The following is an 18,091-nucleotide window of genomic DNA, read 5'->3' on the forward strand; positions in this document are numbered from 1 at the left end:
GGGGTCAGGTCGTCCGGGGTCAGGTCGTCCGGGGTCAGGTCGTCTGGGGTTCGAAGTCCCAGTACGGCCGGTTGCGGGAGCGGGCGGAGATGGTGTGGACATGCTGCTTGCCGAGCGTCGCCTCAAGGTCCGAGAGCGCCTCCTGCTCGACCTTCTCGGCCTGCCGGCGGTCCCGAAGCCCGCGCAGGTCGGCCGCATGCGCGATGCGCGCCGACAGGGTGAGCGGGTGGGTGCGCCCGAGCAGCTCGGTGGCGCGCGCCACCGTGTCCCTGCTGAGCGCGGCCGCGCTCTCGGTGTCGCCGACGAGGTTGCGCAGGGCCGAGGCGTTGAGCGCGCACCCCAGGGCCCAGGGGTGGCTCTCCCCGACCGCGTCGGTCATGGCGGCCAGCGCCTGTTCGAGGAGGACGTGGGCGTGTTCCCGCTCACCCACGTTGCGCAGGATGAGCGCCTGGTTGGCGCGGGCCCCGGCGACGAAGGGATGGGTGTCGGCCAGCATCACCTCGTAGCGTGCGACGACGGCCTCGCTGAGCTCCCGGGCCTGGTCGATGTCGCCGTGCTCCCGTGCGAAGCAGCTCTGGGCGCAGGCGAACATCAGCGTCCACGGGTGGGTCTCGCCCATCACCCGTTCGCCGCTCTCCAGGACGGTGCTGAAGAGTTCGCCGGCCCTCGCGCGCTCACCGTTGCGGTACTGGCACAGGGCCAGGTTGTACTCGGCCTTCAGCGTCTGCGGGTTGCTGTCCCCCATCACGATGCGGTTGTCGCGGACGCTCTGCGTCTGGATCGACTCGGCCTCCGTGTAGCGGCCCAGCAGCCTCAGGTCGATGGAGTAGGAGATCTGGGAGTCGAGCGTCCATGGGTGACGCCCCTTCAGCACCAGTCGCCGCGCCTCCATGACCTGCCGGTCGATGTCCAGGGCCTCCGGGTAGCGACCGAGCAGCCGGAGCGAGACGGCCAGGTTGTTCAGCGAGTTGAGGCTGCGCGAGTCCTGTTCGCCGAGCAGTTCGCGGTAGGCGACCAGCACCCACTGGGAGAGTTCCAGCGCCTCGTCGTAGCGGCCCAGGCCGCGCAGGTCGGCGGCGAGGCCACTCGCGAAGCGCAGATGCTCCAGGTCCTGCGGGCCCCGTTCCTCCCGCAGTTGCTCGACGGCCGCGCGGTTGAGGGACTCGGTGCGCGCGTAGTCGCCGCCGGCACGCAGCACGTTGACGTAGTGGAAGGTGAGTTCCCACAGCCGCGGGTGGCTCTCGCCGAACACCGAGGGCCAGGCCTCGATGGCGCGTTCGCCGAGCTTGATGCCGGCCGTGTACTCACCGGAGAAGTACATGTAGCGCAGGCAGTTCAGCACCAGGCCCTGGACGTTGGGGTCCCGGCTGTTGAGGACGTCCGCGTACTTCAGGTGCGGCACGATCTCGGCGTACCGCGGCCACAGGCGGGTGTCGGTGGGCCTGCGCGGATCGGCCGCGGCCAGGGCCCGCCGTACGACGTCGATGAACTCGGCGCGGTCCGCGTCCGGCATGTCCTTCTGGACGATCTGGTGGACCATGCGGTGCAGGTAGAGGGACTCACCGGAGGAGGCGGCCTCGTCACCGAGGTTCTCGTGGGACTCCAGGCGCACCACGGAGTACTGGCGAAGCTGGCTGATCGCCTTGTTCCACAGCAGCGGGTCGTTGAGCAGTCCGGCGATCTGTTCGGGCAGGTCGCCGCTCGGCATCTCCTTGAGCAGGCGTACGGGGATGAAGCCGGGCGCGAAGAAGGTGCACAGCCGTAGGAGGTCGACGGACTCGGGGACGGTCTCGCGGAGTTTGTTCAGCAGTATCGACCACGCCGTCTGGAAGGCGAGCGGGAAGTCCGCCGAGACCTTCACGACGTCCTGGTCGATGCCTCCTTCCAGCAGGCCGATGTACTCCTGCACCGACAGGTCCGAGTCGTTGAGCCAGCCCGCCGTCTGGTCCAGCAGCAGCGGCAGGTCCTCCAGGGCGTCCGCCAGCTGGTCGGCCTCCGGCTCGCTGAGCCGGGGCGCGCGGCGGCGGATGAACGCCACCGATTCGTAGCGTTCGTACACCGGCACCTCCAGCAGCATGCTGTTGTGCTCGCTCCACTCCGGGTTGCGCGAAGTGATGATCACGTGGCCGGGGCCGGTGGGCACCAGGTCCCAGATCTGGTCCGGTTCGTCGGCGCCGTCCAGGATGAGCAGCCAGCGGGCGAAGGGGTCGCCCCGGCGCAGCGAGTCGCGGACCGCGCGCAGCCGTTCGCCGTACTCCTGCCCCGTGCGCAGGCCCAGCTTGGGGGCGAGTTCGGCCAGCAGGCGTCGGTAGGTGACCCGTTTCTCGGCGTTGACCCACCACACGACGTCGTACTCGGAGCCGAAGCGGTAGACGTACTCGGCGGCGAGCTGGGTCTTGCCCACCCCCGACATGCCGTGGAGGGTCACCACGCCCGCGCCCGGGGCGGCGCTCTGCAACTGGTGGTAGGCGTCGTTGAGGATCGCCTCACGGCCGGTGAAACGGGTGTTGCGGCGCGGGACGCCGCCCCACACCTCGGGCATGGACGCGGGGAAACGGGGCGCGCGGCGCTCGGTCTCGCCGGGCTCCGGGAGCGGGCCGGGGAGCAGGCCGAGCCGGTCCAGCAGGCGCCGTTCGGCCTCGTCGGCGCCCACGTTGATCAGTTCGACGGGGGCGAGGACGGCTGCGGCCGAGGGCACGGCCGCGGTGGTGACGGAGACGGCCGCGAAGCGGGCCGGGTCGGGGGCCACGACCTCGCCCAGTGCCTCGTTCCACTCCTCGCGGGTGCGCGGCCCGAGTTGGAAGTACCACTCGCTGACGACGACGAGGATGCGGCCCTCGGCCAGTTTCAGATGGCGCAGCAGGTCAGCGAGCGGGATCTCCGCCGGGGAGTCCCAGCGCTGGAACACGACGCGTAGTCCCCGGCGCTCCAGCCGGTCCCCGATCCAGGCGGCCCAGGCGCGGTTGAACCCGGCGAAGCTGATCGTGACGGTCTGTTTCGCCGCCTCCCCCACGGTCGTAACGACCGGCGTACGAGCTCCAGACATGCAGCGGCCTCCAGCGCGTAGTCCACAAAAATCCTAGAACCTCGGCGCCTCGCTGGTAAGTGTGGCGGGCCCGCGAACGACACCTCGGCGCGACGATCTTTCCGCAGTGGGCGGCCCGACGCGGGTATCTTCACTCATTCGGCCGTGGCGCGGACGAGGTCTGACGCCGTGTCCACAAGGTGCGCGCGGCCTTCAGATATGCCTGGGCGCGGGCGGTGTGGCCGCGGGGCGCGGGATGCTCGCCCATGTCCTCGTGGGCGGCGGCCATGGCGTCGACGAAGCGCCGTCCCCGGGGGGTGAGATGCGGTGCGCCGACCAGTGCGGGCAGGGCCGCGCCGACCTGGGCGCGGTAGCGGGCGTGCTGGGCCCAGGCGGACTCCCGGTGCGCGCGGTCCACGGTGAGCGCGCGACGCTGGAAGAAGTCCGCGAGCCCCAGATGCGCGTAGGCGCCCTGCAGCAGGCCGTCGAACGGGCGCGGGTCGGGGCGCCAGGGTGCGAAGTACCGGGCGTCCGGGCCTGCCTGATGCAGGGTCGTCAGGTCGCTGAGCGCCGCCAGTTTCGCGTGCTGGAGTTCATGGACGAGGGTCCCTGCGAAGGCCACCGGCGAGGACTGGGTGCTGCACAGCAGCGCGCCGAACGCGTCGCGCCGGGTCGCGCTGCAGCCGCCGTGGCCTTCCGCGTCCGGCGGCATCTCCAGGGGGACCAGGCAGCGCAGCAGCGCCAGCGCCTCCGCCGGGCGGTGCGCGCCGCCCGAGCGTAGTGCGGCGGCGGTGCCCGACCAGGCCTGGAGCCACCGTTTGCGCTCCGGGTCGTCGAGTGTCGTCGGCGCGCTCAGCGCGCGGTGGCGGGGGTCGCCGCGTGCCGTGCGGTACGGGTCGAGGTCGTCCAGGGGCATGGGCGCGGCCTCGGGCACCAGCCCGGGCAGCGCGTACGCGGGTGTCCAGGCGAGCGCACCGGACCAGGCGCCGAACGCGCGCTCCAGGAACACGATCACGTCCGGGGCATCGGACTGACGGAGCATCACTCTGCCTTCTTCGTACGTCACTTCGACCGTGACGTCGCCGGCGGTGGCCGTGTGCAGGGATCCGAGGGAGGGAAGGTTGAGCACTCCGTCGTGGGCCGTCAGTTCGACGGCGAAGGGGATTCCGGCGCGTGCGGCGGACGCGGCGGCGAGGGCACTGAAGTGGGCGAGGGCGCGGCGCAGTTCGCGCGCGCTATACGGGGTGGGCGGCCGCTCCGCCGGCTCCAGGCCGCGCAGACAGCTCAGCGCCCACGGTCCGGTGAGCGGATACAGCAGCCGGGCGCGGGCGAAGGAGGCCGCCGGGCGGTCGGGGTCCCCGGGAGACCGCAGGCCGGTGGGTGCGGTGCGGTCCGCCTCGGTGAGCAGCGCCCAGTCGTCTCGCAGCCGCGACCTCTGCGCGGCGGAGCAGACGGCGGGATCCGCCGCCTCGGCGGCGTCGAGCACGGCGCGCAGCAGAAGCAACCGTCGGGCGTCCTGGTCCCGGGCGAGGAACGCGAGGGTGCCGGCGCTGCCCTCGGACCGGCCGAGTTCGGTGAGGGCCTGGTCCGGGATCTCCGGAAGGATCACGACGCGCCCCTTTCGGGTGAGGGCGGGACGGCGGTGGCGGCGACCCCCGCGAGCCGGGCGGCCACATGTCGGATGAACCGCTGGAGGTCGGCGCAGTACACCGAAGGGTGGCGGAAGCCGTGGCCCGCCCGGTACCGGTGGGCGTAGTGGCCCGCTCCGCAGACCGAGAGCAGCGGGCAGGCGCGGCACTGCCTGGCGAGCGCCGCCGCGCCCGCCTGCCGGGCGGCCACGCCCGGATGCCGCAGCGCCTCGTCGAAGGTGTGCCGGAAGACGTCCAGGCCGGTGCGGGCCGCGCCCTCGTAGGCCGATTTCAGGGCGTCCGTCTGCTCGATCGACCCGTCCGTCTCGACGACCACGGCGTCGAAGGGCTCCAGCCCGAGCGCCTCCGAGATCGCCGGCAGTCCGAGCAGCAGCGCCACGCACTCCTCGAAGAGCCGTACCCGGGTCTCCCGCCGTCCGGCCTCCCACCAGCGGTCGAAGACGGTGCACAGCCAGTCGCCGTACACGGTCGCCGTGCTGTCCCAGTGCGGCGGCGGAGCCGACCAGTTCCCGTGCGGCAGCAGCAGGTCCAGGGCCGGTGGCCGCATGGCGAGCAGGGACTCGTACGTCTCCACCGGGTCCTGCGTGACGTCGACGACGGCCAGGATCCCGGCGTACGACTGCGGGAAGCGGTGGGCGATCAGACGGGCTCCGCGTGCGGCGGCGGGCCAGGACGGGCGGCCCGCGTGGTCGACGCGCCGTGCGTTGTGGGCGGGAAGGCCTCCGTCGAGGCTTATGCCCACGCCGACGCGGTGCCGGGCCAGGGTCGCCACGCGCCTCTCGGTGAGCAGGGTGGCGTTGGTCTGGACGACGGCGCGGACCGTGCAGCCGGCCGGGGCGCGGTCCTGGACCAGGGCGGTGAACCGGCCGAGCGTGTCAGCTCCCGCGAGCAGCGGCTCGCCGCCGTGCAGGATCAGCGAGAGGGCGGCCAGGCCGTGGGTGTGCGCGTGCTCGGCGATGCGGGCGGCGGTGCGGTCCAGGACCTCCCAGGACGCGGCGGCGGGGCGGTCGCGCCAGGTGTCGTCGGGGCCCTCGTAGAGGTAGCAGTACCGGCAGGCGAGGTTGCAGCGACCGTGGACCTTGACGATGAACTGCCGGAAGGGCACGTGCTTTTCGGACACATCAGCACCCCCCTGTCCCGCGCCACCACCCTGCCCGTACGGGACCGCTTCCCGTCCCGGGGGACACCCCAAACTCGGACCGCGCAAGGCTGTCCGATTCGGTGGACGACACGACCGAAACCGACGTGGCGCGCAGGGCCGTGACGGTGCTGGGTCAGGACTTCTGTGACGGGTCGGGGCTTCAGAACGAGCTGTTCCATCCCCAGAGCATCTCGCTCGGCCTCCTGGCCCGCTCACGCAGATCCGTCAACACCTCCTGGAGCAGCGGGTGTTGGATCGTCCCCAACTCGGCCAGGCTCAGCTCCGTCAGGTCCGGCAGCTCCGATGGCTCAGGCAGGTCTGGCAGGTCCGACCGTTCGGGCAGACCCCCCGGTGGCTCGATGTGTCCGTCCATCGCGTTCTCCTCTCGCTCACTCGCCCCGATGCCGCGTTCACCCCAGTTCGGCGAGCCGCTGCGCCGTCTGCTCCGCCGTCGGCTCACCCGTGCCCAGGTGGTCGTCGGGCAGCCGCGACCACTCCGCGCGGGCGGCGCGATAGGCCTCCCGGGCGGCGCGTGGGCGTGCGGCCGCCTCATAGGACATACCCCGCCAGTGGTGTGCCTGCGCACCCGTCTGGACGGCTTCCTGCCGGCGGTGCTCGGTCTCGGCCGTGCCCTCCGCCTCCCGGGCCGCCTCCGCCGCGTCCCGGAACGCGTCGACGGCGAGGTCGAGGCGGGCCGGGCGGCGCAGGCTGCGGTAGGCCTCGAACTGGACCTGGCCGAGGTCGAGGCGGCAGCGGGCGGCCAGCAGCGGATCGTCCGCCTCCGCCGCCGCGAGCCCGAACAGGTGCTCGGCCTCGCGCAGGTCGACGCGGTCCCCGCGGGCCCGGTAGCGCAGCATCAGCGCGCGGCCGAGCAACAGCAGCCGGTGGGCGACCTGGCGGCTGCCCGCCGGGGTCTCCATCCGGCAGTCCCGCAGGACGCGGATCGCCGGGGACAGCATGCTCTGGGCGCGCGCGTACGGGAGTCCGGCCAGCCGCAGCAGCACCTCGCCCCACTCGGCGAGGACGTCGGCGTGCGCGGGCGCGTCGCGGGACATGCGCTGGGAGGCCAGCGCGAAGCGCTCCGCGGCCGTCTCCAGGTCCGCCGGTTCGCCCGACTCGGCGTAGCGGGCCACGGCGATCCGGCCGGCCCGCACCAGCAGCGCCGCCCGCTGCCCCTGTTCACGCACCAGGGCGAGGGCCTCGTCGACCCGGTCCTGGGCGTCGTCCAGCGGGCCGCCCGCCTGGAGCAGCGCGTCGACCAGGTCGAGGAGGACGCGTACCCGCGCGCGGGCCGACTCGGCGGTGTACGGCTCCACGGCGGTGTCCAGGGCGTTGCGCAGCGACTGGGCGCCCTGCTCGGCGTAGAGGCGGGCCTGGACGGGGTCGACGGTGGCGCCGGAGAGGCGCAGCAGGATCCGGCCGTGTTCCAGGGGGAGTTCGGGCGGCCGCAGCCGCCGGTCGGGCCAGACGTCGGCGAAGGCCTCCAGCATGCCGACGGCGCCCTGGAGCAGTGCGCTGTCCCCGCCGAGCCGCCACTGCGCCTCCAGGGCGCGGACCCGCTGCAGGGTGAGTTTCAGCGCCTCGTTCTCGTCGAGGTCGGGGGCCGCGCAGGCCACGGCGTACTCGCGGTCGGCGCGACGCAGCAGGTCGAGGGCCGCGGTCCGGTCGCCGCGTCGCCTGCGGTCGGTCGCGGCGGCGTGCAGCACCCGGGCCAGGACGGCCCGTTCGTGCAGCCGGCGCGGGTGGGCGGCCGCCCGTTCCGCGGCCGCCTCGGCCTCCTGGAGCAGGTCGTCGCCGCCCTGCACCTCCCACAGGCGCAGCGTGCAGTGCGCGTACTCGGCCCACAGCTCGGGGTCCGCGCCGACCGGCCGCTCGTGTTCGGTGGCGCCGCGCAGCAGCTGCACCGCGTCGATGACGTCCTGGATCATGCCCTCGCTGTCGAAGCGTTCGATCAGCCGGCGGGCCCGGCGGACCGCCTGGTGCGTCGGCCGGTCCGCGGCCTGTCCCGGTCCGGTCTGCCCGTCGTACGTCGCGAACTGCTCGGGCAGTGGCATGAACCGGCGCAGGACGCGGGCCGCGACTTCGGCGAACGGCTGTGGCACGGAGGCGTCGTCGCCGTGGCCGCCGTTGTCGCCGTTGTCCGCGGGGCGGGCGGTGGGCGCGTACGGGCGGCCCGCGCCGGCGTCGCCGAGCTGGGCCAGGGCGAGGGCCGGGAAGTTGGGGCCGCCCTTGCCGAAGCGCTGCTCGATGTACTCCGAGCAGTGCTTGAGCACCAGCATGGCCTCGTCGCGGCCGAGCCGGGACAGCAGGGCGTCACGGACGTCCGGCTCGATGTGGTACCACTGGGCGCCGTCGCGCGAGTACTCCTCCGAGGCGCGGGTGACGAGCCCGCCGACCAGCACCTCGGCGAGTTCGGCGGGCCCTGAGTCGGGCAGCATGGTGCGCTGCACGAGCTGCATCACGGGCAGGCACAGTGGTGCGGCGGCCAGGTAGACGGCGAGGCGTCCGGCGGCCGAGGAGGCGCTGGAGCTGAACCGGCTGACCCGTTCGAGCGGCGTGCGCCGCCGGTCCGCGCGGGCGGCCGGGGCGGGCGGCTGGTCCGCGCGCACCCAGCCCACGGCGCCCGGCACTTGCCCCGCGCCGGCCCCGGACAGCAGCCTGGCCCAGGCGCCGAGGGCCACCGGCTCGGGCGGCAGCACCGGTACGGGCAGCGCTCCCCGCCGGGCCTCCGAGGGGACGCCAGCCGGGGTCCGCACACGCAGGGCGGCGGCACCGCCGAGCGTCTCGCCGCGGCTCAACTCGCCGAAGACCACGGGGAGTCGGGTGCGGTGCCACAGGCGCTGCGGCAGCGGCTGGAGCACGGCGACGGGGCCCTGCCGGGAGAGGTGGTGCAGCAGCCGGTGCGCGTGGCCGCTGTGCCACAGGGGGCCCGCGCAGTCACTGACGACCAGGACGATGCGGCGGCCGGTGGGATCGCTGAGCCGGTCCGTGGAGTGCAGCGGCGCCGCGTAGGCGTCGGCGCTGCGGCTGACGGCCGGCTCGCCGTCGGGGCCCTGGTGCAGATAGCTGACCTGGATGTCGGAGAAGGCACCCAACTGGCCGAAGACCTGCTGCAGTTCGACGAAGAGCCGGTCCCACACACGCATCGACGACGAGGCGTCCAGGACCAGTTGCAGCCGGGCGTCGGCCCGGGTGACGGCGCGGTGGACGGGCAGGATCAGGCCGCCCGCCTGCGCGCTGCGCTCGGCCGTCGCCGTCTCGTCCAGCTCCGTGCGCAGCGGCGGCGCGGGGCTCCGGTAGCGCTGCAACCGCCGTAATGCGCGCTGGAGTTCGAGCGGGGAGGGCAGTGCGGGGGCGGCGGGCACACCGACCGGAAGCGCGGCGGCCCGGCCCGTGCCACGGGCCCGCGGCACGCCGTCCTGCGGCACCGGGTACAGGCTCACCCGGCCGTCGGCCCCCACGTCCTGCGGGGGTCGCTCCGGACGCTCGGGACGGTCCTCGTGCGGCCGTCCGGCCCCGTCCCGGCCGCGTCCGCCGTCGGGCCGGGGTGTGGGCCGCCCGTCGGTTCCGGGCGGGTCCTCCTGGTCGGGGGTCTCCACGGGCCGGGTCCAGCGCGCCAGCCACAGCGCGTCGCACAGCTGCCGCACGTCGGGATCGAGCCCGATCTCACGCAGCCGCGTGACGAGTTCGGCGAGCGGATCCCCGCCGTGCGCCGTGGGCGCGGGGGTGTCGGGACGGTTCCCGTCGGGCGGGACGGGGCCGTGGCGGGCCGCAGCGTCGGGCATCAGGCCCTCACCTCGGGCGGTCGAGTCGCTGGATGAGCTGGTCGGCCAGGCGGTCACGGCTGGGCGGCGCGGCCGCGTCGGTGAGGTATATCGCGTTCAACAGCTGGTCCGCCGCGAGGAGTTCACTGCGTGAGCGCTCCAGGAACCGGGTGATCAGATCGTCCCCCGCGCGGGCCGCCTCGTCACCGAGATGCGCGCGGACGAAGGTGGCGAGCCGATTGTGGTCGGGGCGCCCCAGCTCCAGGTGGATGCAGCGGCGCATCAGCGGGGCCGGGAAGTCCCGCTCGCCGTTGCTGGTGAGCACCACGAACGGGAAGGCACGGCAGCGTACCCGGCCGTCGCGCACCCGGACCTTCACCCCGTCGGCGGTCAGCACCTCCGCCTCGCCGTCCGGCAGCCGGTCGGCGATGCGCTCCAGCTCGGGGATCGCGAACTCGCCCTCCTCCAGGACGTTCAGCAGGTCGTTGGGCAGATCTATGTCGCTCTTGTCGAGCTCGTCGATGAGCAGCACGCGCGGGGTGTCGGAGGGCAGCAGCGCGGTGCCGAGCGGGCCCAGCCGGATGTAGCTGCCGATGCCCTCGACCGCGCCCGGCGTACCCGCCGCCGAGCCGAACCCGCCCTGTGCGGCGATCTGCACGTCCTGCAGTCTGGCGATCGCGTCGTAGTGGTAGAGCCCGTCCTGGAGCGCGGAGCGGCTGACGATGGACCAGCGCAGCACGTTGCCCAGGCCGAGTTCGTACGCCACCGAGTGCGCGAGCGTGCTCTTGCCCGCGCCGGGGCTGCCGGTGACGAGCAGGGGGCGGCGCAGATAGAGCGCCGCGTTGATCATCTCCAGCTCCTCGGCGCCCGGCCGGTGCAGTTCCGCCAGGTGCCGGTGCGCGCCGAGCCTGCGGTCCTCGGAGCCGTCGCCGGATCCGGCCGCGTCACGGCTGGTGAAGTCCCGCCAGGGGGGCGGGTCGGGCAGCCGCTCCAGGCCGTCGTGGGGTTCGCCGGCGCCTCGGTAGATGAGCCACTCACTGGATTCGGTCATGATCCGGTCCTCGTCACTCGTCCACCGCCGCGGCCGTCCGAACGTGCATCACGTTATCCATCCTGAGGGTGACTGGTAAGGGGCCGACCGGCCCCGCGGGCGGGTGTGCTCAAGGGGCCTCCAGCAGGTCACCGGTTCCCGGGAGCGGTTGGTGGGGGTCGTCGTACAGCAGGGCGACGCCGTCCGCCCAGAAGGACTCCGTGCGGCCCGCGCGCAGCCGCATCCGCAGATCGTGCACGACCTCGGGGAGGTGCTGCACGCTGGGCGGTTCGGCGATCTCGTCGACCGTGCCGCGGTGGAACTCCCCGCAGACCGCGTCGGGCCGGCCGCGCCGCCTGCGCCACAGGGCCACGCCGTACCCGCCGAGCACGATCCGGGCGAGCGCCTCCGCGTCGTCCTCGTACCGGAGGTCGCCGTACCGGCAGAGCACCGGGACGGTGCCGTGCGCCAGGGCGCGCAGCTGCTCCACGGTCGGCACGGGTTTGCGCAACCCCTCGTCGCAGTCCAGGACTTCGGCCTTCGCGCGGTGGGCGTGCAGCCAGCGCCAGCGGGCCCGGCGCTCCTCGTCGACGTCGTCCTCGTCGTCACCCTCATCGGATTCGGCGTCGCCTTCGACGTGGCCGTCGGCGTCGCCTTCGTCCTCGCCGTACGCCTCCTCGGGCAGCCGGTCGCGGTCGGCGCAGCGCACGACGACCGGCCGCTGGGCGCCCAACGGCTCCTCGTCGGGCGGGAGGTGCCAGGTGTCCACCTCCAGGCCGAGCAGCGCGTGCGGCAGCGCCACCTGCAGCAGCGCGGGCCTGCCGGGCTCGTCGCAGTGCCGGAACGCCTCCGCGAGCGGACCGGCGAGGTGCGCGGGCAGGTCGGCCAGCGGCGTGCGCTCGGCCTCGTGCAGCCGGACCACGGCGCCGCCGGGCACGGACACCGAAACCGACCAGTCGCAGCGGTCCGGCTCCCAGCCGCGCCGCACCAGTTCGAGCAGGGCGGAGGGCCGGCCCGCGCTGCCGACGGCACGGGCACGCGCGTGTGCGTCGGCACGCCGGTGATGCCGCCGCCGGCCGCCGGAACCGCCCGGCTCACCGGAGATCGTGTCGGGGGCGTCGTGCCCCGGCCGGCCGGCCGCTCCGTGCTCGGCCTCGTCCCGGCGGCGCAGCCGCTCGATCCGCTGCTCGGCGAGGCCCGACCGGTAGCGGGCGCTGAGCCGCTGCGCGGCCTGCCACACCCACACCCACAGCGCCTTCTCCGCGTCCGGGGTGCTGGGCACGACGAACGGGCGGGGAGCGGACATCGCCCGCATCGCGTAGTCGAGCACGAGCTCCAGCGCGCCGTCGTCACTCGCGCTCTCGTACAGCGCCCCGAGGCCGTCGCGCCAGCCGCGCGGCGCGGGCAGCGGGGTGGGGGCCTGGAAGTCGGGGAGGGAGTCGAGGATGTCCAGCAGGGCGCGGGTGCTCTGCGGCGGCGGGAGTTCGGCGAGCCGGCCCAGCAGCTGGATCCGCTCGTCCGGGCTGAGGGTGCGGCCGGGCCGCGCGCCGAGCCGGCCCTGCACGTCGGTCCACGTCTGGCGCCGGGAGGCCGGATGGCGCTGACGGTCGCGGTGGTAGCGGTCGTGCGCGTGGAAGACCGCCTGGTACAGGTCGCTGTGCTCGGCCGGCACGGCCTCCGCCGGGACCCGCAGGGTGCGCAACTGCTCGATCCCGGTGGACGTGCCCCCGGGCCGGTGGTCCGAGCGCGCCTTCAGGACGCCGATCACCTCGCCGCGCACGGGGTCGATCACCGGGCCGCCCGAGACGCCGTACGGCAGGTCGTTGTCGCCGAGCCGCATCTGCACGTCCGACGACCAGCCGCCGATGGTGCCCTGCACGGTGAGCGTCCCGTCGAGGACCTGTAAGCGGCCCTCGTTCTCGGTCCAGCCGGCGTACAGCACCCGGCCCTCGCCGTAATAGGCGGCCGGGCGTTCGGAGACGTACACGCACTCGTGGTCGTCGACGGGCTCGGTCAGCTGGACCAGGGCGAGGTCCGGGGCCGGCCAGTTGCCGGCCGGCAGGGTTCGCCCGTCCCGCCCGTCCCGGCCTGCGTGGTCGGTCCGCTCGGCGCGGTCGGGGAGCGTCGCCACCACCCGGCCGGGCGCGGTCGACGTGCCCCTGCCGGGCGCCGTCTCATACACCACCGCGACCTCGCCCCCCTCCCCGCCGCAGGCCACATGTGCGCAGGTCAGAACCCAGTTCGGGGCGATGAAGAAGCCGCTCCCGAGGAACGTGCCGGGCTCCTCCAGGGCATACCCGAGCACCGGGCGATGAATGCGCACGGTCGCCGCGACGACGAGTCCACGCAGTGCACGGCGGGCCGCATCGAACGCGTTCGATGCGCCCGGGGCGTGCCCGCCCGTCATGCCCCGCCCCCGCCGACGGTGCCGTCGCCGCCCCCGTGCATCGGCGCGCCGGGGGACGCGCCCGCGCGCGGGGCCCCACCCGTGCCCGACGATGAGCCGTCACGCGCGCGTGGATCCGCGGCAGCGGACGGGGGATCGTCGTGCGGTGGCGGCGCGTCGAGGTCCGGCGGTCCGCTGTTCCAGGTGAGGGTGACCGTGATGCCGGCCTTGGCCTCGCCGTCGGCGAGCAGGCCCACGACCTTCCCCGCCTTGGCGGTCAGCTCGATGCCGAACTCGACGCTCACCTCGTCGGGCCGCACCGCGCGCAGCGGCTCCGCCAGCGACCGTGCGACCCCGGTGACGAGCGCGTGCAGGCTCTCCACGCTCGCCTCCACCCGCTCGGCGAACCCGGTGTCGCTGTACGACAGCCGACCGGACGGAGCGGACAGCTCCCCGGCCCCCGAGATCCTCGCCCACACGGGCGTCCCGTCCGGCAGCGCGATGCGCGCTACCCGCGTCACTTCCTCACCCGTCATGCCACTCCCCCGCCGCTCACGACACTCCCCCGTTTTTCCCGGTCCCCCAGCGCCTATCCTTTTTCTGTCCCCTCCCTCGCAGGAACAAGGGTCCTTCCCCCGTGGGGGGATGCCTATCCCTACGACCGACCCACGGAGCACGATCCATGTACTTCACCGATCGCGGAATCGAGGAACTCGAGAAGCGGCGCGGCGAGGAGGAGGTCACCTTCGAGTGGCTCGCCGAGCAGCTGCGGACGTTCGTCGACCTGAATCCGGACTTCGAGGTGCCGGTGGAGCGCCTGGCGACGTGGCTGGCCCGGCTGGACGACGACGAGGACGACGAGTAGGGCGGCAGACCGGGCCGCGACGGTCGTCCGGCTCCTCGCCGGTTCCACCGGTTTCCGCACAAGGGGCGTCCTCCGGGGCGCCCCTTCGGCATGCCCGGTCACCGGATCGAGTGTCTTGACTTTCCCCGTCCGCGATATATCGTGTTTCACGAGAGACGCGATATGGCGTGTCGTGTCGTTGTCGTGGAGGAGGTCCGCACCATGTCCGAGTGGTCCGTCGCCGAGCCGAGGAAGCTTTCCTTCGACGAGCCTGTGAGCGAACTGCACGTACGCATCGTCGACGGCACCGTGAACGTGGTGGGCACCGAGGAGGGCCCCGCCCGCCTGGAGGTTTCCCGGATCGAGGGACCGCCCCTGGTGGTGAGCCATCGCGAGGGCACGTTGACGGTGGCGTACGAGGACCTGCCCTGGAAGGGCTTCCTCAAGTGGCTCGACCGCAAGGGCTGGCGGCGCAGCGCCGTCGTCTCGCTCGCCGTGCCGGCCGGCACCCGCGTGGAGGTGGGTGTGGTGAGCGCGGGGGCGGTGGTCTCCGGCATCGACGGCCGCGCCGAGGTGAAGGGGGTCAACGGGGACACGACCCTGGTGGGACTCGCCGGCCCGGTCCGCGCGGACACCGTCTCGGGCAGCGTGGAGGCCCAGGCCCTCACCGGTGACCTGCGCTTCAACTCCGTCTCGGGCGATCTGACCGTGGTCGAGGCGGGCTCCTCCGTGAAGGCCGACTCGGTGAGCGGGTCGATGATCGTCGACCTCGACCCGACGAGCCGGCCCACCCACATCGACCTGACCAGCGTCTCCGGCGAGATCGCCATCCGGCTGCCCCACCCGGCGGACGCACAGGTGGAGGCGAACACCGCGAGCGGCTCGGTCTCCAACGCCTTCGAGGACCTCCGGGTCAGCGGCCAGTGGGGCGCCAAGCGCATCACCGGCCGCCTGGGCGCCGGCAACGGCAAGCTCAGGGCGACGACGGTCTCCGGCTCGATCGCCCTGCTACGGAGGCCTCCGGCGGACGACGAGCGGGACAATGCGTTTTCCGGCCCGGGCGGCGAGAGCTCCTCCGGCGGCCCGGCCGACAGCACGACCGAAAAGAAGGTGCTCTGACATGCCTCCCGTCTTCGCCCACGGCCGTCTCCGTCTCTATCTGCTGAAGCTCCTGGACGAAGCACCACGCCACGGCTACGAGGTGATCCGCCTCCTCGAAGAGCGCTTCCAGGGGCTCTACGCGCCGTCGGCGGGCACGGTGTACCCCCGCCTGGCCAAGCTGGAGGCCGAGGGCCTGGTCACCCACACCACCGAGGGCGGACGCAAGGTGTACGCCATCACCGACACGGGCCGGGCCGAACTGGCGGACCGCAGCGGCGAACTGGCCGACCTGGAGTTGGAGATCCGCGAGTCCGTCGCCGAACTGGCCGCGGAGATCCGGGCCGACGTGCGCGGCGCGGCCGGCGATCTGCGGCGCGAGATGCGGGCGGCAGCCTCGGAGGCCCGCCAGGGCACTCGTCCGGGCACTCGCCCGGGCGCGGCAGCGCACGGCGAGCACACCCAGCCCGGCGGGTACGGGGACTTCGGGGAGTACGGCGACAAGGAGGCGTGGCACGCCGCCAAGGAGGAGATGCGTCGCGTCAAGCAGGAGTGGAAGGAGCAGGCGCGCCGGGCCAAGGACGAGAGCCGCCGCGCCCGCGAGGAGGCCCAGCGGGCCCGCCGCCAGGCCAAGGAGGCGCAGGAGCAGGCCCGGTCCCAGGCCCAGGAAGAGGTGCAGCGCATCGCGCGCCGGGTCCAGGAGCAGGTCCAGGACCACTTCGCACGCGGCGACTGGCCGACGGGCGTCCGCGAGGGCCTGACCGAACTGGCCAAGGAGTTCGGCGAGTTCGGCAAGGACTTCGGTTTCGGCCGCACGGGCACGACGACGAACACGGCGACCGCCGGCCCGGCGACCGAGCGGCCGGAGTACTCGCACACCCCGGAGGACTTCCCCGCCGACTACGAACCGGCCTGGGCCCACGAGGACTCCAGCGGCGACCCGGCCCGCGATCTGGACCGCCTCCTCGACCGCTTCCGGGACGACATCCGCGACGCGGCCCGCGACCAGGGCGTCACTGGCGAGCAACTCCGCGAGGCCCGCCGCCATCTGTCGACGGCGGCGGCCCACATCGGAGTGATACTCCGAGCCCCAAACCGCTGACCTCCCCCTCCACCCGCCCAGCCCTCACCCTCAGCCTCAGCCTCTAGGAGCGGTCGCCGTCCAGCACTCGTGTGACGGAGCTGTACGTGACGCCGTGGTCGGCGAGGATCTCCGACGGGGCGCCGCGGCGGGCGGTCAGGGCGAGCAGGAGGTGCTCGTCGCCGATGGACCGTTCGCGGCGGCCCACGGCGATGCGCAGCGTGTCGGTGAGCAGGTCCTTGGCCCCGCGGTCGAAGGGCCGTCGGCTCAGGAAGCGTCCGCCGGGAACTGCGCCGCCGTCGGCGGCCAGCGCCCCCTTCCCGTGCGTCTCCTCGACCCGCGAGACGATCTCCGTGACGTCGATGCCCAGCCCCGAGAGGGCGTCCGCGTCGGCGCGGGAGAGACCGCCCCGGCGGCGGACCTCGCCCAGATCCCGTACGACGCCCTCGCGCCGGCCCGGCGGCAGCCCGAGCGAGGCCAGCGCGAACGAGCCTCGGCTGCCCTCACGGTCGAGCAGCGCGAGCAGCACATGCCCCTCCCCGACCCGCTCCGCCCCCGCCCGCTCGGCATGCGTCACCGCCGCCTGCACCACGGCCCGGGCGTCCTTCGTGAACCGCTCGAACATCACTGCCTCCCGTATTTCTTGTGCACGGCCTGTCTGCTGACTCCGAGTTCCGCGGCGATCTCCTGCCAGGACCAGCCCTGATTGCGCGCACTGCGCACCTGCACCGCCTCCAGTTGCTCCAGCAGTCGGCGCAGCGCGGCGACGGCACGCAGGCCGACCCGTGGATCGCGGTCGCCGGCCCGCTCGGCGAGATCCGTTGCTTCGGTCATGATGTCAACTTACGTTGACATGAAGGCCCTGTCAACCACAGTTGACAAGAGCGGCATGCGAAAGGCGGGCCCGGATCCCCGGGCCCGCCTCGAAGCAGACAGAGAAACAGACAGAAAATCAGACAGAAAATCAGGCGGAGAAGCCTGCGGAAAAGCCTGCGGAGAAGCCTTCAGCCGTGGGTGAGCACGATCTTTCCGAAGTGGTCGCCGGACGCGAGCCGTTCGAAGCCCTCGCGAGCCCGGTCGAGCGGCAGCACCTCGTCGATGACGGGGCGGACGCCGGTGGCGGCGCAGAAGGCGAGCAGATCCTCCAGCTCGTCCTTGGTGCCCATGGTGGAGCCGACGATCTTCAGCTCCAGGAAGAAGATCCGGGTGAGCTCGGCGTGCGAGGGCCGGTCACCGCTGGTGGCGCCGGAGATGACGAGCGTGCCGCCGGGCCGCAGCGACTTCACCGAGTGGGACCAGGTGGCCGCGCCGACGGTCTCGATGACGGCGTCCACCCGCTGCGGCAGCCGCGCACCGGGCTCCACCGCCTCCACGGCGCCGAGTTCCAGCGCGCGCTTCCGCTTGGCCTCGTCCCTGCTGGTGGCGAAGACCCGCAGCCCGGCGGCCTTGCCGAGGACGATCGCCGCGGTGGCGACACCGCCGCCGGCGCCCTGGACGAGCACGGAGTCACCGGGGCGCACCCCCGCGTTGGTGAACAGCATCCGGTACGCCGTCAGCCAGGCCGTGGGCAGACAGGCGGCCTCCTCGAAGGAGAGCTCCCTGGGCTTGGGCAGGATGTTCCAGGTCGGCACGGCGACCTGCTCGGCGAAAGTGCCCTGGTAGCGCTCGGTGAGGATGGACCGGGGTTCCTTGGGCCCGACCCCGTGCCCGGTCTGCCCGATCACGGAGTGCAGGACGACCTCGTTGCCGTCCTCGTCGATCCCGGCGGCGTCACAGCCGAGGATCATCGGCAGCCGGTCCTCCGGGAGGCCGACGCCTCGAAGCGACCAGAGATCGTGATGGTTGAGGGAGGCGGCCCGGACCTGGACGGTGCTCCAGCCCGGCCGGACCTCGGGGGCCGGGAGCTCCCCCAACTCCAGTCCGGAAAGCGGCTGATCGCGGTCGATGCGGGCGGCGTAGGCGGCGAACATGCAGCCGACGATAGGCCGCGCGCGGGGCCGGCGAAACCGGACGCCGCTGTGAGACATGCCCTCTTGCGAAGTCGGCCGGTCCGGGCGGTCTCCCTCGCGGGCC

The 18,091-nt window shown here is 73.4% G+C and carries 14 protein-coding genes; 3 read left to right on the forward strand and 11 right to left on the reverse strand.

Annotated features, from left to right (window positions below; translation table 11 throughout):
• Positions 1-34: 34 nt before the first annotated feature.
• From fxsT to B5557_RS14650, 8 genes are all read right to left on the reverse strand, one after another.
• Positions 35-3,046 (reverse strand): FxSxx-COOH system tetratricopeptide repeat protein, encoded by a 3,012-nt coding sequence (gene fxsT, locus B5557_RS14615; protein WP_079659692.1) that lies wholly within the window; start codon positions 3,044-3,046, stop codon positions 35-37.
• A 130-nt stretch (positions 3,047-3,176) separates the two neighbouring features.
• Positions 3,177-4,631 (reverse strand): aKG-HExxH-type peptide beta-hydroxylase, encoded by a 1,455-nt coding sequence (locus tag B5557_RS14620; protein ID WP_079664779.1) that lies wholly within the window; start codon positions 4,629-4,631, stop codon positions 3,177-3,179.
• Positions 4,631-5,794, reverse strand: coding sequence for an FxsB family cyclophane-forming radical SAM/SPASM peptide maturase (locus tag B5557_RS14625; RefSeq protein WP_231976354.1), 1,164 nt, complete (start codon positions 5,792-5,794; stop codon positions 4,631-4,633). Before B5557_RS14625 ends, B5557_RS14620 begins: the two co-directional genes overlap by 1 nt.
• A 181-nt stretch (positions 5,795-5,975) precedes the next feature.
• Entirely contained in the window at positions 5,976-6,188 is a 213-nt protein-coding gene (fxsA, locus tag B5557_RS14630) for an FxSxx-COOH cyclophane-containing RiPP peptide (protein ID WP_079659694.1), read from the reverse strand.
• Between the two features lie 37 nt (positions 6,189-6,225).
• Entirely contained in the window at positions 6,226-9,600 is a 3,375-nt protein-coding gene (locus B5557_RS14635; RefSeq protein WP_173877680.1) for an SAV_2336 N-terminal domain-related protein, read from the reverse strand.
• 7 nt (positions 9,601-9,607) lie between these two features.
• The gene (locus B5557_RS14640) at positions 9,608-10,630 is read right to left on the reverse strand and encodes an AAA family ATPase (RefSeq protein WP_079659695.1); all 1,023 of its coding nucleotides are present in this window, start codon (positions 10,628-10,630) and stop codon (positions 9,608-9,610) included.
• Between the two features lie 109 nt (positions 10,631-10,739).
• Positions 10,740-13,016, reverse strand: coding sequence for a VMAP-C domain-containing protein (locus tag B5557_RS14645; RefSeq protein ID WP_099935982.1), 2,277 nt, complete (start codon positions 13,014-13,016; stop codon positions 10,740-10,742).
• Complete coding sequence (locus B5557_RS14650) at positions 13,013-13,531, reverse strand: CU044_2847 family protein (RefSeq protein WP_079659697.1); 519 nt, start codon at positions 13,529-13,531, stop codon at positions 13,013-13,015. The genes B5557_RS14645 and B5557_RS14650 overlap by 4 nt, the downstream gene beginning before the upstream one ends.
• Before the next feature lie 146 nt (positions 13,532-13,677).
• Between B5557_RS14650 and B5557_RS14655 the strand changes: the two genes are divergently transcribed.
• From B5557_RS14655 to B5557_RS14665, 3 genes are all read left to right on the forward strand, one after another.
• Entirely contained in the window at positions 13,678-13,860 is a 183-nt protein-coding gene (locus B5557_RS14655; RefSeq protein ID WP_019058231.1) for a DUF6104 family protein, read from the forward strand.
• Positions 13,861-14,061: 201 nt separating this feature from the next.
• On the forward strand, positions 14,062-14,958 hold the full coding sequence (locus B5557_RS14660) for a DUF4097 family beta strand repeat-containing protein (RefSeq protein WP_159424383.1): 897 nt from the start codon (positions 14,062-14,064) through the stop codon (positions 14,956-14,958).
• Position 14,959: 1 nt separating this feature from the next.
• On the forward strand, positions 14,960-16,039 hold the full coding sequence (locus B5557_RS14665; protein WP_079659700.1) for a helix-turn-helix transcriptional regulator: 1,080 nt from the start codon (positions 14,960-14,962) through the stop codon (positions 16,037-16,039).
• A 43-nt stretch (positions 16,040-16,082) separates the two neighbouring features.
• Here the strand turns inward: B5557_RS14665 and B5557_RS14670 are convergent, their stop codons facing one another.
• From B5557_RS14670 to B5557_RS14680, 3 genes are all read right to left on the reverse strand, one after another.
• The gene (locus B5557_RS14670) at positions 16,083-16,643 is read right to left on the reverse strand and encodes a Clp protease N-terminal domain-containing protein (protein ID WP_079659701.1); all 561 of its coding nucleotides are present in this window, start codon (positions 16,641-16,643) and stop codon (positions 16,083-16,085) included.
• Entirely contained in the window at positions 16,643-16,852 is a 210-nt protein-coding gene (locus B5557_RS14675; protein WP_018571396.1) for a helix-turn-helix domain-containing protein, read from the reverse strand. The genes B5557_RS14670 and B5557_RS14675 overlap by 1 nt, the downstream gene beginning before the upstream one ends.
• 170 nt (positions 16,853-17,022) lie before the next feature.
• Positions 17,023-17,988, reverse strand: coding sequence for a zinc-binding dehydrogenase (locus B5557_RS14680; RefSeq protein ID WP_079659703.1), 966 nt, complete (start codon positions 17,986-17,988; stop codon positions 17,023-17,025).
• Positions 17,989-18,091 lie beyond the last annotated feature (103 nt).

It is taken from the genome of Streptomyces sp. 3214.6 (genome assembly GCF_900129855.1).
GTDB lineage: Bacteria > Actinomycetota > Actinomycetes > Streptomycetales > Streptomycetaceae > Streptomyces > Streptomyces soliscabiei.

Bases quoted from the DNA above. Each gene is read 5' to 3' on its own strand.
- fxsT (WP_079659692.1), bottom strand. From the start codon at position 3,046: ATGTCTGGAGCTCGTACGCCGGTCGTTACGACCGTGGGGGAGGCGGCG.
- B5557_RS14635 (WP_173877680.1), bottom strand. From the start codon at position 9,600: ATGCCCGACGCTGCGGCCCGCCACGGCCCCGTCCCGCCCGACGGGAAC.
- B5557_RS14655 (WP_019058231.1), top strand. From the start codon at position 13,678: ATGTACTTCACCGATCGCGGAATCGAGGAACTCGAGAAGCGGCGCGGC.
- B5557_RS14680 (WP_079659703.1), bottom strand. From the start codon at position 17,988: ATGTTCGCCGCCTACGCCGCCCGCATCGACCGCGATCAGCCGCTTTCC.
- fxsA (WP_079659694.1), bottom strand. From the start codon at position 6,188: ATGGACGGACACATCGAGCCACCGGGGGGTCTGCCCGAACGGTCGGAC.
- B5557_RS14670 (WP_079659701.1), bottom strand. From the start codon at position 16,643: ATGTTCGAGCGGTTCACGAAGGACGCCCGGGCCGTGGTGCAGGCGGCG.
- B5557_RS14665 (WP_079659700.1), top strand. From the start codon at position 14,960: ATGCCTCCCGTCTTCGCCCACGGCCGTCTCCGTCTCTATCTGCTGAAG.
- B5557_RS14650 (WP_079659697.1), bottom strand. From the start codon at position 13,531: ATGACGGGTGAGGAAGTGACGCGGGTAGCGCGCATCGCGCTGCCGGAC.
- B5557_RS14675 (WP_018571396.1), bottom strand. From the start codon at position 16,852: ATGACCGAAGCAACGGATCTCGCCGAGCGGGCCGGCGACCGCGATCCA.
- B5557_RS14640 (WP_079659695.1), bottom strand. From the start codon at position 10,630: ATGACCGAATCCAGTGAGTGGCTCATCTACCGAGGCGCCGGCGAACCC.
- B5557_RS14645 (WP_099935982.1), bottom strand. From the start codon at position 13,016: ATGACGGGCGGGCACGCCCCGGGCGCATCGAACGCGTTCGATGCGGCC.
- B5557_RS14660 (WP_159424383.1), top strand. From the start codon at position 14,062: ATGTCCGAGTGGTCCGTCGCCGAGCCGAGGAAGCTTTCCTTCGACGAG.